The sequence below is a fragment of the Caballeronia sp. LZ062 genome, assembly GCF_031450785.1.
Taxonomy (GTDB): Bacteria; Pseudomonadota; Gammaproteobacteria; order Burkholderiales; family Burkholderiaceae; genus Caballeronia.
In genome coordinates, this window is sequence record NZ_JARTWB010000002.1 from 1,304,662 (window position 1) to 1,320,130 (window position 15,469).

Genomic DNA, 15,469 nt, shown 5'->3' on the forward strand with positions numbered 1-15,469 from the left:
TCACTGCTTCTTGATGTTTCGATAGGAAACGAGATCGTTGATCGGCCCGACTTCGAGGCCGGTCAAGCCCGGACGCGCCGCCACCTGCGACACCTTCTGGAACATGATGACGAACGGCGACTTGGCGAGCACTTCGCGCTGCATCTTTTCGTACATCTGCGCGCGTTTCTGGGTCGAGCCTTCCGCGAGCGCCGCGTTGGTTTCCTTCGTCAGATCGGGAATGTTCCACGCGTTGCGCCAGGCTAGCATCTTGAAGCTCGACGCGTCCGAGTTGTCCGGATTCCACACGAAGCCCTGCGCGTTGCTGTGCGGATCGATATAGTCCGCCGACCATTCGCCGATGTAGATGTCATGCGCGCGCGCCCGGTACCGGCCGAGCGTCTGCTTGTTGTCGCTCGGAATGAGCTGCACGTTGATGTTCGCGAGCGCGAGATTCGCCTGCACCGCCTGCGCAATCTCGCTGTATGGATAGTCGTTGCGCACGTCCATCTTCACGGTAAAGCCGTCCGCGAGCCCGGCTTTGGCGAGCAGCGCCTTCGCCTTCGCGACGTCCTGGTGATACGGATTCCCGTTGAGCGCGCCGAGGAAGCCTTCGGGCAGGAACGTCTCGTGGACCTTGTACGTCGTGCGGATCACGTTCTTCTGGATGCCCTGATAGTCGATCAGCCACTTCATCGCTTCCCAGACTTCCGGCTTCGCCAGATACTGATTCTTGTTGTTCAGGCCGAGATACATGAGCGTCGCCTGCGGAACGGCCGTCGCCTTGATGACGCCGTTCTTCGAGAGCGTGTCGAGGTCGTCGGGGCTCAGATCGCGCGCAACGTCGATATCGCCGTTCTGGATCATCAGACGCTGGCTCGCGGCTTCGGTCACGTGGCGCAGCACGATGCGCTTCATCGCGAGCGGCAGACGATACCCGTCAAAACGTTGCAGCACGATGCTGTCGTTCGCCGTCCATTTGACGAGCTTGTACGCGCCCGAGCCGGCCTCGTTGGTCTTCAGCCAGTCGTTGCCGTAGTCGTTACCTTTGACATGCGTCTCCAGCAGCTTGCGATCCAACACCGACGCCGGCCACGCGCCGAGCACGTTGAGCACGAAAGTCGGCGCATAGCGTTGATCGGTCGTGACGGACACCGTGCTGTCGTCGATCTTCTTCACGTTCGCGAGCGCGTTGGCCTTCGTGATGCCGATGCCCGCGAGCACCGCCGCCGCACCTTTGTCGAGCAACGCCGTGCGCTGGATGGACCACGCGACGTCATCAGCCGTGAGCGGATTGCCAGAATGGAACTTGAGGCCGGAGCGGATCTTGAACGTGAACGTGAGCCCGTCCGGGCTGACGGTCCACGACTGCGCGACGTCGCCGTTGAACTTCGACGGGTCCTTCAGATCGACGCGCACGAGCCGGTCGTACGTGTTCGCGACGTATTCCTCCGGCACCAGTTCGTAGACCTCGCCGGGATCGAGCGTGGTGAATTCGTCGAGCAGCGTCGCCATGACGAACATGTCTTTCGGCGTGGCCGCGTGCGTCGCGGAGGTGAAGCTCAACGCCAGCGTGATCGCAACAAGTGCCTTTCGTGCGCTCAGTCTCATGGTCGTGTATCCCGTTCACATCAGCCGCAAGGGGCCGCTTTCTTCGTTGTCGATAAGCGCGAGTTCCCGCGATCCCGGCAGTTCGTAGTGCCACCATTCGCTCGGAATATGCGTGAAGCCCGCGCCGTGCATCACGCCGAGCAACAGCGTGCGATTGCGCTGCACGTGAGCCGGCAAACCCGCGTGGAAGTGGCCGGACTCCGGCACCATCGCGTCGAAGCCGGTGCCCATGTCGAATTCGATGCCGTCGCTATCCACGAGCGTCAGGTCCACCGCCGTCCCACGGCTGTGATTCGAGCCGCGGCCGAGATCGGCGATAAACGTGGGATCGGGCAGGAAGTTCCACAGCACTTCCTGCGCTTGGGGCGGACGGTAGGCGTCGAAGATCTTCAGCGTCGCGCCGAAACTCTGAGCGATGCTCACCGCCTTGCGCAGCGCCGCTTCGGCCGGTTCGAGCAGCAGGCAATGCTGCGTCTTGTAGATGGGCTTGCCGGTGAGATTGCGATCGGTCGCGTAGACGAGGTCGATCTGGACGTGATGCGTTTCGGGCGTGACTGGCAGCAGACGGGATCGAGTCATGTAATCGGAATCCTTGGGTCGAACCCTTCAACCATAACCCGGACGAAAAATCCGCGAAACAGTTTATTCCGAATGTGCGGTGTCTTATGCGCCGAGCGGCCAGCGTTCGATGACCTGATGCTCCGAACGCCCGAGCAGACTGCGCACGAGCGCGAACTCGCGCACGGTCCATGTGATCGGCTCGACGGCGTGTCGCGAGACGCGGTGCTCGTCGTAAAGCAGCGTCACATGCGGGATGAAGCGCGGGTGCGATTTGACGAAGATGCCGGCGGATTGCAGCGCTTTGTCGAGTCGATCGACGAAGGCGGAGAACGCGTCGTCTGGCTCGCCGGCTATGACGAGCGGCCGCTTGGGACGGCGCGTGGCGAAGGTTTCGACGCGGTCGAGCGTCACGTCGAACGACGGCATGTGGACCGATGACGCCGCGGCGAGCGCTGCGGCGGGCGTATCGGCCGGCACGCCCGCGAACGCGCCGAGATAATGCAGCGTGATGTGCAGGCGGTCGGCGGGAATGGGCCGTGCCTTTAGCGGGTGTTCGGTGCGAAGCCGCAGTGCGTGCTCCCCGATGCGCGCCGCAGCGGCGGCATCGGGGTAGACGGCGAAGAACAGCGAGTCGGTGGACCGGTTAGCGGTAGGGGTGTCCAAAGTGACCGGCTCCGTTTCAGCGCTGGGCGACCGTCCTCACTCCCACTCAATCGTCGCAGGCGGCTTGCCCGAGATGTCATACACGACCCGATTAATCCCGCGCACTTCGTTGATGATGCGGTTGCTCACATGCCCGAGCAGTTCATGCGGCAGATGCGCCCAGTGCGCGGTCATGAAATCCATCGTCTGCACGGCGCGCAGCGCGACGACGTAATCGTAGGTCCGGCCATCGCCCATCACGCCGACGCTCTTCACCGGCAGAAACACCGCAAACGCCTGACTGGTCAGCTCGTACCATGACTTACCGGTTTCCTTGTCGATGGTGTTGCGCAGCGTCTCGATGAAAATGGCGTCCGCGCGGCGCAGCAGATCGGCGAACTCGCGCTTCACTTCGCCGAGAATCCGCACGCCGAGGCCCGGACCGGGGAACGGATGGCGATACACCATCGCGGGCGGCAAGCCGAGCTTCACGCCCAATTCGCGCACTTCGTCCTTGAACAGTTCGCGTAGCGGTTCGAGCAGTTTCAGCTTCAGCGTCTCGGGCAGGCCGCCCACATTGTGGTGACTCTTGATGGTGTGCGCGCCCTTCTTGCCCTTGCCCGCCGATTCGATCACGTCCGGATAAATGGTGCCCTGCGCAAGCCACTTTGCGTCGGTGAGCTTGTGCGATTCGGCGTCGAACACTTCGATGAACTCCGCGCCGATGATCTTGCGCTTCGCCTCCGGATCGGTCACGCCGGCGAGCTTCTCGAGGAACGCTTCGCTTGCATCGACATGAATGACCTTCACGCCGAGATGATCCGCGAACGTCGACATGACCTGCTCGGCTTCGTTCTCGCGCAAGAGGCCGTGATCGACGAACACGCACGTCAGTTGATTGCCGATCGCGCGATGCAGAAGCGCCGCCGCCACCGACGAATCCACGCCGCCGGACAAGCCGAGAATGACGTGCTCGTCGCCGACCTGCGCGCGAATCTTCGCCACGGCTTCGTCGATGTAATGGCCCATCTCCCAGTCGGCCTTCGCGCCGCACAGTCCGAGCACGAAGCGGTCGAGCATCGCGCGGCCCTGCACCGTGTGCGTGACTTCCGGGTGCCACTGCACGCCATAGAAGCGGCGGTCGTCGTCGGCCATCGCGGCGATCGGGCACGCCGGCGTCGAGGCCATCAGCTTGAAGCCGGCCGGCATGTCGGCCACCTTGTCGCCGTGGCTCATCCAGACCTTGAGCATCGACTCGCCTTCAGCGGTCTTGAAGTCTTCGATGCCTTCCAGAAAGCCCGTGTGGTTCAGCGCCTGCACTTCCGCGTAGCCGAACTCGCGCACCTTGCCGAGCTCGACCTTGCCGCCGAGCTGGTCGGCCATGGTCTGCATGCCGTAGCAGATGCCGAGCACCGGCACGCCCAGGTCGAACACGATCTGCGGGGCGCGCGGCGACTTCGCTTCGGTAACCGAATTCGGGCCGCCCGACAGGATGATGCCCTTCGGCGCGAACTCGCGGATGAACGTCTCGTCGACGTCGTACGGATGAATTTCCGAGTAGACGTGCGACTCGCGGATGCGCCGGGCGATCAGCTGGGTGACTTGGGAGCCGAAATCGAGAATCAGGATTTTGTCGTGCATGGCTGCGGCCAAAGGCTAAGTGAACGAATGGTGTGGGCGGCCGGTCCCGGTGCTGCTGGCCCCGGCTGCCAATAAATCGACGGCCGGCGCGAAGGCCGACCGTCCTTGTGTTTCCTTGCTGCGCGCGCCGCCGCGCTCATTTTGCGCACTAGCGGCGCCTCAGCGGGGCGCACCGCTCGCCGGGTCCGGCGCCACGCGGCCCGTCAGCGGGTCCACGCGCCGGCCGGTCGCCGGATCGATATCGCTGCCGATCACCGGGTCGATGCGCCTGCCCGTGGCCGGATCGATCTCGCGGCCCGTCTGCGCATCGAGCGTGCGGCCCGTCACCGGATCGACGACGCCGGTTTGGACTCGTGTCCGGGCGGCAGGCGACGCGCTATCGAGCGGCCGGCCTGCGGGATCGACCGCGTGGCCGGTGACGGGATCGATGGCCGTCGCTTGTGGCGCATGTGCCGTCGGACGAACCGCGGTAGCGGGCGTCGGTGTTTCGTCGCGCTTTTGCGCCGCCTGCTTTTGCGCCGCCTTCTTCTCCGCGCGCTCGGCCGAAGCCGCGCCGGCCCGCGCCGCGCGTTCCCGCCGCCGGACCGCGCCCGCGAGCCTCACGCTGCCGAGCCCCAGCACCAGCAGCACGATGCCGAGGAGCGCCGCGCCGACCTGCCCGAAACCATCGACTTCCGGCGTGCGCAGTCCGAGCAGCCAGACCAGCACGACGATGCCCGACAGCCATTCGACATGCCCCGACGCCCGCGCGGCAGCGGTGGTCAGCGCGCCGTCGATGGCGGCGTGCAACGACAGCCACGCGAAACCGATCAGTGCGATGCCGAGCAACTGCCCGGCGAACGCCGGTTCCACCTGCATCGCGTCGAGTTGAAGCGCGTCGTAGAGTCCCGCCCACGGTGTCAGCAGAAACAGCACGCCGAACACCAGAAAGATGAAGGCATTGACGACCAGCACGACGCGCAGCAACGGTTTCATGATCGGTCCACGAGGTTATCGGCGCAAAAGTAAAGAAGCGGCGCAGGCGAGCGGTCAGTCGACGTGATAGTTCGGCGCTTCCTTCGTGATCTGCACGTCATGCACATGCGATTCGCGCATGCCCGCCGCCGTGATCTGCACGAATTCCGCCTTGTCGTGCAATTCAGCGATGGTGCGGCAGCCGCAATAGCCCATGCTCGCGCGCACGCCGCCGACGACCTGGAACAGGATGGCGTTGACCGAGCCCTTGTAGGCCACGCGGCCTTCGATGCCTTCCGGCACGAGCTTGTCGATATTCGCCGAGTTGTCCTGGAAGTAGCGATCCGCCGCGCCGTCTTTCATCGCGCCGACCGAGCCCATGCCGCGATACGCCTTGTACTGGCGGCCCTGGAACAGGAACACGTCGCCCGGCGACTCTTCGGTGCCCGCGAGCATGCTACCCATCATGACGACGTTCGCGCCGGCTGCGAGCGCCTTCGCGACATCGCCCGAGAAGCGCACGCCGCCGTCCGCGATGACCGGCACGCCGCTGCCGCGCAGCGCCTCTGATACGTTCGCGATAGCGGTGATCTGCGGCACGCCCACGCCCGCGACGATACGCGTCGTGCAGATGGAGCCGGGGCCGATGCCGACCTTCACGGCGTCCGCGCCGTACTCGACGAGCGCTTTCGCTGCCGCCGCCGTCGCGATGTTGCCGCCGATCACCTGCACGCGCGGATAATTCTGCTTGACCCAGCGCACGCGCTCCAGCACGCCCTGGCTATGACCGTGCGCGGTATCCACGACGATGACGTCGACACCCGCCTGCGCCAGCAGATCGACGCGCTCTTCGTTATCCGGTCCCACGCCGACCGCCGCGCCCACACGCAGCTTGCCGTCTTCGTCCTTGCAGGCGTCCGGATTCTCCGTCTGCTTGGTGATGTCCTTCACCGTCATGAGGCCGCGCAACTCGAACGCGTCGTTCACCACCAGCACGCGCTCCAGACGATGGCTGTGCATCAGCGCCTTCGCTTCGGCGAGCGACGTGCCTTCCTTGACCGTCACGAGACGCTCGCGCGGCGTCATGATGTTGCGCACCGGTTCGTCCAGCCGCTCTTCGAAACGCAGATCGCGGTTGGTGACGATGCCGATGAGTTGCGCGCCTTCCACCACCGGGAAGCCCGAGATGCCGTGCTGCTGCGTGAGCGCGATTACGTCGCGCACGCGCATTTGCGGCGGCACGGTGATCGGGTCGCGCACGACGCCGGACTCGAAGCGCTTCACTTTCGCGACTTCGCGCGCCTGTTCCTTCGCGGTGAGATTCTTGTGGACGATGCCGATGCCGCCCATCTGCGCCATCGCGATGGCGAGCCGGCCTTCGGTGACCGTGTCCATGGCGGCGGACACGAGGGGCATATTCAGGGAGATATTGCGAGTCAGCTGTGATTTCAGGCTGGTATCGCGCGGAAGAACGCTGGAGAACGCAGGCACGAGGAGCACGTCATCGAACGTGAGTGCTTTCTGGATCAGACGCATGGCAAATCCTATGGGCGCAAAAGCAGATTATACCGATAGTTCCCCGCATTTTCACTGCCCGAACAGCAGGTTACGGCGTCTCGCTGCAAAATCCGGACCTCTCGGCGGCGCGCTTCGCGGTGCAGCTTTGAACAAGACGCGCTCGGCGGGCCGCGCTACGCTCTCGCGTCATTCGAATGCAAGTTGGGAGTCGGGCAATGCAGCGCGGTGTGATGTACGGAATGTTTGCGGGAGCGATCTGGGGCTTTATTTTTCTCGCGCCGCGTCTGCTGCCGGATTTTTCGCCACTCACGCTGAGCATCGGGCGCTATGTCATGTATGGCGTCGTGTCGCTCGCCGTGGGACTGCCATTCGCGCGACGGCTCGCCGCGAAGCTCACGCGCGCCGATGTGATCGCGCTCGTGAAGCTCGCGCTCGTCGGCAACCTGCTTTACTACATGCTGCTCGCAAGCGCAGTGCAACTCGTCGGCGTCGCGCCGTCCTCGCTCATCGTCGGCATCTTGCCCGTGACCGTGACGCTCGCGGGCCGGCGCGATCACGGTGCAGTCGAGCTGAAGCGCCTCGCTGCACCGCTCTTGCTGGTGCTGGCGGGTATCGCCTGCATCAATTTGGACGTTTTCAGCGACGTGCTCACGCATCATGGCGACGCGTCCACCGGCAGCGTGCTCGCGCGCATCGCCGGGCTCGCGTGCGCGGTCGGCGCGCTGGCTGCGTGGACGTGGTACGCGGTCGTCAACGCGCGCTATCTTCAAGCCAACCACCATTTCGACGGCAACGAGTGGTCCGTGCTGTGGGGCATCGTGACGGGCTTGCTCGGCGCGGCGCTCGGGGCGATCGTCTGGATGCTTCCGCCCGGAATCCTGCAGCCGAGTGTGCCGGATGCGCGCTGGCACCTCTTCTGGATCGTGTGCTTCGCGCTCGCGACGGGCGGCTCGTGGCTAGGCAACATGCTCTGGAACGCGGCGGCGAAGCGCCTGCCGCTGACGCTTTCCGGCCAGATGATCGCGTTTGAAACCCTCTTCGCCCTGCTCTATGCGTTCGTGTACGACGGCCGCTGGCCGCGCGTGCCGGAGATGCTGGCTATCGTGCTGCTGCTGGCGGGCGTGAGCTGGTCGGTGCGGCAACATACCGTCGAGCCGGCGGCGGCATCGAAGGAAGCGCCCGCGCATTGATGCGCTCGGTGGTCAGCGCGAATCCTTCGACTGCCACTTGCGCCCTTCGATGGACCCCGCCTTGCGCGCCTTGTCCACGCGGCGCTGGCGCGCAGTCTTCGGATCGACCTTCAGCGGCCGATAGATCTCCACCCGGTCGAAATCGGCGAGCGCGGCATCGAGCGGTTGCAGTTTGCCGAAGATACCCACCTTCTGCGTCGCCAGATCGATTTCCGGATGCGCTGTGAGCACGCCGCTCGCCTCGATGGCCTCGCGCACGGTCGCGCCGTCGCTCAGATCGACGCGCGCCAGAAAGCTCTTGCCGTCCGGCAGGCCGTAGCAGACATCGATATGCAGATTCATTTCTTGCCGTACCGCTGATCCGCGCGCTTCACAAACGAATCGACGAACGTGTTCGCGATATGGCTGAACACCGGCCCAATGATCTTCTCGAGAATCAGGTTCGAGAACTCGTAGTGCAGCGCGAATTCGATCTTGCACGCGTCGGCGCGCAGCGGCGTGAAGCGCCAGTAGCCCGTGAACTTCTTGAAAGGGCCGCTCAGGAACTCCATATCGATGTTCGTCGGGCGCTTTTGCACATTGCGCGTCGCGAAATGCTGCTTGATGCCCTTGAAATTGATGTCGATCTTCGCTTCCATGCCGGTCTCGTCCTGGCGGCCGATCTCGACGCCGCCGCACCACGGCAGGAAATTGGGGTAATCGGCGACGTCGGTGACGAGGTCGAACATTTCTTCCGCCGAATGGCGGATCAATACGGTTTTCTGGACGTCGGCCATAAGGGCGCAGCGGGTGGCTTGATCGGGTGGCGGCGCGCGCGGCTTAGACAGTGAGCTTCGTCTGCCCATCGTCTGCCAAGCGGCGCGCTGCTAAAATCGTGATTTTAAACGAGTTGGGCACTTTCCATTCATGAGCATCATTGACAACAGAAAAGCCTTCTTCGATTACTTCATCGAAGAACGCTACGAGGCCGGTCTCGTGCTCGAAGGCTGGGAAGTCAAGGCGCTGCGCGAAGGCCGCGGGCAGATCAAGGAAGGCTATGTCGTGATCAAGAACGGCGAACTGTTCCTGATCGGCACACACATCAGCCCGCTGCCCGAGGCATCGAAATTCGCCAATCTGGACCCGGTGCGCACGCGCAAGCTGCTCTTGCATCGCGAGCAGATCGACAAACTCATCGGCAAAGTGGAACAGCGCGGCCATACGCTCGTGCCGCTCAACTTCCATTACAAGGAAGGCCGCGTGAAGTGCGAAATCGGGCTGGCGAAGGGCAAGAAGCTGCACGACAAGCGCGAGACCGAGAAGAAGCGCGACTGGGAACGCGAGCGCGCCCGTTTGATGCGCACGTCCGCGCGCTAACCGTTCGTCGTTACACACAAAAAGGGGCGCTCTAAAGCGCCCCTTTCTACATCAACTTTTTCGGATGACGCCGCCGCCCTCGCCCTTCACGATGGCGAGCGCCGACGCGATCATCGAACTCATGTCCGACATATTGCCCGGCACGATGAGCGTGTTGCCCGTCTTCGCGATGTTCGCGAAGGCGCCGACGTACTGCTCCGCGACCTTGAGGTTCACGGCGTCCATGCCGCCCGCCGACTGAATCGCGGCGCCGATCTTCTCGATCGCCTGCGCGTTCGCCTCGGCCACCGCGAGAATCGCCGATGCCTCGCCCTGCGCCTGGTTGATGGCCGCCTGACGCTCGCCCTCGGACTTCTGGATGGCCGCTTCGCGTGCGCCCGAGGCCAGATTAATCTGCTCCTGCTTGCGCCCTTCCGACGCCGCGATCAGCGCGCGCTTCTCGCGCTCGGCGGTGATCTGCGCCTGCATCGCGTGGAGAATCTCCTTCGGCGGCGTCAGGTCCTTGATTTCATAGCGCAGCACTTTCACGCCCCAGTTGGACGCGGCTTCGTCGAGCGCATTCACGATGCTGTGATTGATGTACTCGCGCTCCTCGAAGGTCTTGTCGAGTTCCAGTTTGCCGATGACCGAGCGCAGCGTCGTCTGCGAAAGCTGGGTAATGGCGAGCACGAAGTTGCTCGACCCATACGACGCCTTCATCGGGTCGGTGACCTGAAAATACAGCACGCCGTCCACCTGAAGCTGCGTGTTGTCGCGCGTGATACAGACCTGGCTCGGCACGTCGAGCGGGATTTCCTTGAGCACGTGCTTGTAAGCGATTCGATCGACGAACGGCAACACGATGTTCAGGCCCGGCGTGAGCGTCGCGTGATAGCGGCCGAGGCGTTCCAGCACCCACGCGTGCTGTTGCGGAACGATCTTGACCGTGTTGACCACGATCACGATTGCGATGACGAGCAAAACGGCAGCGAAAATCATGTGCGACTCCTTGAGTTCTTGTGCGGCAAGCGTGCGTGCTTAGCGTTTGGCGGCGACGACGAGCCGGCTTCCGTCGAGCGCGGTGATGCGATACCACCGCGCGCGCTCCGATTCGCCCGGCGCCAGCTCGACGTCCCACTCCGCGCCGCGATACATCGCGCGGGCCCGGCCGTCGTGCCATTCGGCCACTTCCAGCGTCGCGCCGATGTCGAGGTTCACGGCGGCATCGCGCGAAGCGTCGCGCCGCTTCCAACTTCCGAAGCGCGACCGGCGCAACGCGGCGACGGCAACCAGCGCAACGAGCGCCGCGACGCCCAGTTGCACATGCAACGCGAGCCCGACGGCGAACGCGATGCCGCCCGCTAGCACCCCAAGCGCGATCATCAACAGATAGAACGTGCCGGTGAAAAGCTCCGTGACGATCAGCGCGCCGGCTGCCATCCACCAGATGAGTTCATGGGTCGCCATGCCAGTCTCCAAACGAAAACACCCCGGAAGGTCCGGGGTGTTTTTATAGCACGCAGCGCCTTCCCGAAAGCATCCGGAAAGGCGTGACCGACTTATTTTGACAAAGTGGTCGCGAGCTTCTGCCACGTGTCGATGATCGTGTCCGGGTTCAGCGACATCGACTCGATGCCCTGCTTCGCCAGCCACTCGGCGAGGTCCGGATGATCCGACGGCCCTTGACCGCAAATGCCCACGTACTTGTTCAGTCTCAGACACGTTTCGATGGCGCGCTTCAGCATGAACTGCACGGCTTCGTCGCGCTCGTCGAAGTCTGCGGCGAGCAGTTCCATGCCGGAGTCACGGTCGAGACCGAGCGTCAGCTGCGTCAAGTCGTTGGAGCCGATGGAGAAACCGTCGAAGAACTCGAGAAACTGTTCCGCGAGAATCGCGTTGCTCGGCACTTCGCACATCATCACGAGCTTGAGGCCGTTCACGCCGCGCTTCAGGCCAAACTTCTCGAGCAGCCCGACGACGCGCTCCGCCTGCTTCAGCGTGCGCACGAACGGCACCATGATCTCGACGTTGTCCAGACCCATTTCCTCGCGCACCTTCTTCAGCGCGATGCATTCCATGTGGAACGCCTCGGCGAAGTCTTCCGCGATATATCGAGACGCGCCGCGGAAACCGAGCATCGGATTCTCTTCGTCCGGCTCGTAGCGCGAACCGCCGATCAGCTTCTTGTACTCGTTCGACTTGAAGTCCGACAGGCGCACGATCACAGGCTTCGGATAGAACGCCGCCGCGATCGTGGCGATGCCTTCCGTCAGCTTGTCAACGTAGAACGCACGCGGCGACGCATGACCGCGCGCGACGCTTTCGACCGCTTTCTTGAGATCGGCGTCGACGTTCGGGTACTCCAGAATCGCCTTCGGGTGCACGCCGATGTTGTTGTTGATGATGAACTCGAGCCGCGCGAGGCCGACGCCTGCGTTCGGCAGTTGCGCGAAGTCGAACGCGAGCTGCGGATTGCCGACGTTCATCATGATCTTGACCGGAATCTTCGGCAGTTCGCCGCGCTGCACTTCGGTCACTTCGGTTTCGAGCAGGCCGTCGTAGATCTTGCCTTCGTCGCCTTCCGCGCAGGACACGGTAACGAGCGCGCCGTCCTTCAGCAGGTCGGTCGCGTCGCCGCAGCCGACCACCGCCGGCACGCCCAGTTCACGCGCGATGATCGCCGCGTGGCAGGTGCGCCCGCCGCGATTCGTGACGATGGCCGATGCGCGCTTCATCACCGGCTCCCAGTTCGGATCGGTCATGTCGGCGACGAGCACGTCGCCCGGCTGCACGCGTTCCATTTCCGACGGATCGTAGATCACGCGCACGGGACCCGCGCCGATCTTTTGGCCGATCGCGCGCCCCGTGGCGATCACGTTCGACTGGCCCTTGAGCTTGAAGCGCATCTCGGCCTTGCCCGCCGCCTGGCTCTTCACCGTTTCAGGACGCGCCTGAAGGATGAACAGCTTGCCGTCGCGGCCGTCCTTGCCCCACTCGATGTCCATCGGACGCTGATAGTGCTTCTCAATGATGACCGCGTACTTCGCGAGCTCGATCACGTCTTCGTCGGAAATCGAGAAACGGTTGCGCTGCTCGTGCGGCACGTCGACGGTCTTCACGCGGCCCGGTTCGCCCGGCTGGGTGAACTCCATCTTGATGAGCTTGGAGCCGATGGAGCGGCGGATGATCGGATACTTGTTCTGCGCGAGCGTGGTCTTGAAGACGTGGAATTCGTCCGGATTGACGGCGCCCTGCACCACCGTTTCGCCGAGGCCGTAGCTCGACGTGATGAAGACCGTGTCCTTGAAGCCGGACTCGGTGTCGATGGTGAACATCACGCCCGCGGCGCCGACGTCCGAGCGCACCATGCGCTGCACGCCAGCCGACAGCGCGACTTCGGCGTGCGTGAAGCCCTTGTGGACGCGATAGGAAATGGCGCGGTCGTTATAGAGCGACGCGAACACGTGCTTCATGCGATCGAGCACGTCTTCGATGCCGACCACATTGAGATAGCTTTCCTGCTGGCCCGCGAACGATGCGTCGGGCAGGTCTTCCGCCGTGGCGGACGAACGTACGGCGAACGAAAGCTCTTCGGGCGAGCCCTTTTGCAGAACTTCGAATTGACGGCGGATTTCGTCTTCGAGACGCGGTTGCAGCGGCGCGTCGACGATCCACTGACGGATTTCCTTGCCCGCCTCGGCAAGCGCCTTCACGTCGTCGACGTCGAGCGTCTCGAGACGTTTGGCGATGCGCTCCGTCAGTTCGTTATGGTGAAGGAAGTCGCGGAATGCGAGCGCGGTCGTGGCGAAGCCCGTCGGCACGCTGACGCCGGCTTCGGAAAGCTGGCTGATCATTTCGCCGAGCGACGCATTCTTGCCACCGACGATTTCCACGTCGGTCATTCGCAACTGCTCGAATTGAACTACATACGCCTGATCCTTTGCGACATCGTTCGCAACATTGACTGCGTTAGTCATACAAGCCCCTAAGGTGGATGGAATTCACGATCGCACGAGTGGGCTCGCATGCAGCGGCGCTCATTGGAAGCACCGGCGCATCTCGTACAACCTGTTTGATAAGCCTTCGCGGCAATGGAGCAACCGCACTCCGGTTTGCGATAACCGTGCATTTTTGCGGCGAAAACGCACGAACTACCGGTCAATTGAGGAAGAACAGACTCAATCTCGACGCAATTGCTTATCGAACAGGTTGCCGCTATTCTACCGTGCCGATTCTCGCATTTGTCCGGGCACGGCCAGTAAATCCACGGCAAAATCGAGGTGTTTCACGCCTCTTGGTGCGCCTGCGCACACGTTTGGGCCGCTCAATGTAACACACGCTCAGGCGAGGCCGCCTGACTGCGCACGCTCTGGTTCGAGCGTGCTGTTTTCAACTCGTTCCCACTGGTTCACCGCCGATGCCGCCTTCCGTATTCATCGTTTCCGACGGTACCGGGATCACCGCCGAAACGTTCGCACATTCGATCCTCGCCCAGTTCGACCAGAAATTCCGGCTCGTGCGCGTGCCGTTCGTCGATTCCATCGACAAGGCGCATGCCACCGTCGAGAAGATCAACGAAGCCGTATCGCTCGACGGCCGCCGTCCGATCGTCTTCACGACGCTCGTGGACAGCGCGTCGAACGAGATCGTCAAGCGCTGCAACGCGCTCGTGCTCGACATGTTCCAGACGTTCATCGAACCGCTCGAACACGAACTGGAAATCAAGTCGACGCACGCCATGGGCCGCGTGCACCAGAACGCGGATACCGAGGAGTACAAGAACCGTATCGAGGCGATCAACTTCTCGCTCGCGCACGACGACGGCCAATCCAACCGCAATCTGACCGAAGCAGACGTGATTCTGGTCGGCGTGTCGCGCAGCGGAAAGACGCCGACGAGCCTCTATCTGGCGATGCAATACGGCGTGAAGGCAGCGAACTATCCGCTGATTCCGGAAGACTTCGAGCGCGGCAAGCTGCCGACGCCGCTTCTGGAACATCGCGACAAGATGTTCGGTCTGTCGATCGACCCGCAGCGGCTCGCGGAGATTCGCAACGAGCGCAGGCCGGGAAGCAAGTACGCCGCGCTCGAAAATTGCCGCTACGAGATCAACGAAGCGGAAAGCATGATGAAGCGCGAAGGCATCAAGTGGCTGTCCTCGACGCACAAGTCCATCGAGGAGATCGCCACGACGATCCTTCAGGAAATCAAGCCCGAACGGCCTTCGTATTATTGATTCAGCGCTGCTGGCGGCACTGCTCGAAGAGACAGATCGCCGCCGCGGCTGCGACGTTTAGCGATTCCATGCCGCCCGGCTGCGGAATGGTCACGCGATGCGTCACGGCATCGCGCCAGACCTGCGACACGCCCGCGCCCTCATTGCCGAAGACCCACGCGAGTGGCGACGACAGATCGCAATCGTAGATGGCGACGGCGCCGTGCGAATCCGTGATCGTCACCGGCACGTCGAGCCGCGCGATGAGTCCGGACGGCTCGACGTCCTCGAAAATATCCAGCAGAAAGTGCGCGCCCATGCCCGAGCGGAGTACTTTGGACGACCACGCGTAGGCCGTGCCCGGCGCGCAGAACACGCGGCCGACGCCCGCCGCCGCCGCGCTGCGCAAAATCGAACCGACATTGCCCGCGTCCTGAATGCCGTCGAGAATCACGCACGTCTCGCTCACGCGTTCGGGCAACGCCGCGTCGATCTTGTCGACGAGCAGCAACATGCCCACGCCGTGCACGACACTCGATAGCTGTCCGAAAAGCGCATCCGGCAACACGATCACGCGTTTCTCTTCGATGCGCGAGACGATCTCGCGCGCTTCCGCGTGCGTCAGCGCGCCCTCGGTGACGACGCACGTCTCCGGCTGACCGGCGGTATCGAGATAAGCGGCGGCGAGGTGCAGACCTTCGAGCAGCACGTGACCGCTGCGCCGCTGCTGCGCCGTCGAGCCGGCGAGCGCCTTCAGGCGCTTGTAGAGCGGGTTGTCCCGCGAAGTGACGGATTTCACGTTGTAATGGAACGGCGGGGCCGC

General features: G+C 63.3%; 15 protein-coding genes. 3 read left to right on the top strand and 12 right to left on the bottom strand.

Features of this window, described 5'->3' with window-relative positions:
• The 6 genes from P9239_RS12200 to guaB form a co-directional block, all read right to left on the bottom strand.
• On the bottom strand, positions 1–1,590 hold the full coding sequence (locus tag P9239_RS12200) for an ABC transporter substrate-binding protein (protein ID WP_309751092.1): 1,590 nt from the start codon (positions 1,588–1,590) through the stop codon (positions 1–3).
• A 15-nt stretch (positions 1,591–1,605) separates the two neighbouring features.
• A complete protein-coding gene (ddpX, locus tag P9239_RS12205; protein WP_309751094.1) occupies positions 1,606–2,169 on the bottom strand; it encodes a D-alanyl-D-alanine dipeptidase in 564 nt (187 codons plus the stop codon).
• An 84-nt stretch (positions 2,170–2,253) separates the two neighbouring features.
• Entirely contained in the window at positions 2,254–2,814 is a 561-nt protein-coding gene (thpR, locus tag P9239_RS12210; RefSeq protein ID WP_309751096.1) for an RNA 2',3'-cyclic phosphodiesterase, read from the bottom strand.
• A gap of 36 nt (positions 2,815–2,850) precedes the next feature.
• A complete protein-coding gene (guaA, locus tag P9239_RS12215) occupies positions 2,851–4,434 on the bottom strand; it encodes a glutamine-hydrolyzing GMP synthase (RefSeq protein WP_309751098.1) in 1,584 nt (527 codons plus the stop codon).
• A gap of 159 nt (positions 4,435–4,593) precedes the next feature.
• Positions 4,594–5,409, bottom strand: coding sequence for a hypothetical protein (locus tag P9239_RS12220; protein WP_309751100.1), 816 nt, complete (start codon positions 5,407–5,409; stop codon positions 4,594–4,596).
• A gap of 54 nt (positions 5,410–5,463) precedes the next feature.
• Positions 5,464–6,924 (bottom strand): IMP dehydrogenase, encoded by a 1,461-nt coding sequence (gene guaB, locus P9239_RS12225; protein ID WP_250533841.1) that lies wholly within the window; start codon positions 6,922–6,924, stop codon positions 5,464–5,466.
• Positions 6,925–7,121: 197 nt separating this feature from the next.
• Between guaB and P9239_RS12230 the strand changes: the two genes are divergently transcribed.
• On the top strand, positions 7,122–8,096 hold the full coding sequence (locus P9239_RS12230; protein WP_309751103.1) for a DMT family transporter: 975 nt from the start codon (positions 7,122–7,124) through the stop codon (positions 8,094–8,096).
• Positions 8,097–8,108: 12 nt separating this feature from the next.
• Here P9239_RS12230 and P9239_RS12235 read toward each other — a convergent pair whose 3' ends face one another.
• Both P9239_RS12235 and P9239_RS12240 read right to left on the bottom strand, forming a co-directional pair.
• Positions 8,109–8,438: an RnfH family protein gene (locus P9239_RS12235; RefSeq protein WP_309751105.1), complete on the bottom strand. Its 330-nt coding sequence runs from the start codon at positions 8,436–8,438 to the stop codon at positions 8,109–8,111.
• Positions 8,435–8,872 (bottom strand): type II toxin-antitoxin system RatA family toxin, encoded by a 438-nt coding sequence (locus P9239_RS12240; RefSeq protein WP_175940150.1) that lies wholly within the window; start codon positions 8,870–8,872, stop codon positions 8,435–8,437. The genes P9239_RS12235 and P9239_RS12240 overlap by 4 nt, the downstream gene beginning before the upstream one ends.
• 130 nt (positions 8,873–9,002) lie before the next feature.
• On the opposite strand from P9239_RS12240, the gene smpB reads away from it, so the two are divergent.
• Entirely contained in the window at positions 9,003–9,452 is a 450-nt protein-coding gene (smpB, locus tag P9239_RS12245) for an SsrA-binding protein SmpB (protein WP_244848515.1), read from the top strand.
• Between the two features lie 51 nt (positions 9,453–9,503).
• On the opposite strand, the gene P9239_RS12250 is transcribed toward smpB, so the two are convergent.
• From P9239_RS12250 to ppsA, 3 genes are all read right to left on the bottom strand, one after another.
• On the bottom strand, positions 9,504–10,430 hold the full coding sequence (locus P9239_RS12250; protein ID WP_309751109.1) for an SPFH domain-containing protein: 927 nt from the start codon (positions 10,428–10,430) through the stop codon (positions 9,504–9,506).
• 39 nt (positions 10,431–10,469) lie between these two features.
• A complete protein-coding gene (locus P9239_RS12255; RefSeq protein WP_309751111.1) occupies positions 10,470–10,898 on the bottom strand; it encodes an NfeD family protein in 429 nt (142 codons plus the stop codon).
• A gap of 92 nt (positions 10,899–10,990) precedes the next feature.
• Positions 10,991–13,408, bottom strand: coding sequence for a phosphoenolpyruvate synthase (gene ppsA / locus P9239_RS12260; RefSeq protein WP_309751113.1), 2,418 nt, complete (start codon positions 13,406–13,408; stop codon positions 10,991–10,993).
• 440 nt (positions 13,409–13,848) lie between these two features.
• Here ppsA and P9239_RS12265 point away from each other — a divergent pair, with 440 nt between their 5' ends.
• Positions 13,849–14,667 carry a pyruvate, water dikinase regulatory protein gene (locus P9239_RS12265; RefSeq protein ID WP_175940145.1) on the top strand — a complete coding sequence of 273 codons (819 nt, stop codon included), beginning with the start codon at positions 13,849–13,851 and terminating at the stop codon, positions 14,665–14,667.
• A 1-nt stretch (position 14,668) separates the two neighbouring features.
• On the opposite strand, the gene P9239_RS12270 is transcribed toward P9239_RS12265, so the two are convergent.
• Positions 14,669–15,445, bottom strand: coding sequence for an RNA methyltransferase (locus P9239_RS12270; RefSeq protein ID WP_309751116.1), 777 nt, complete (start codon positions 15,443–15,445; stop codon positions 14,669–14,671).
• Between the last annotated feature and the right edge of the window lie 24 nt (positions 15,446–15,469).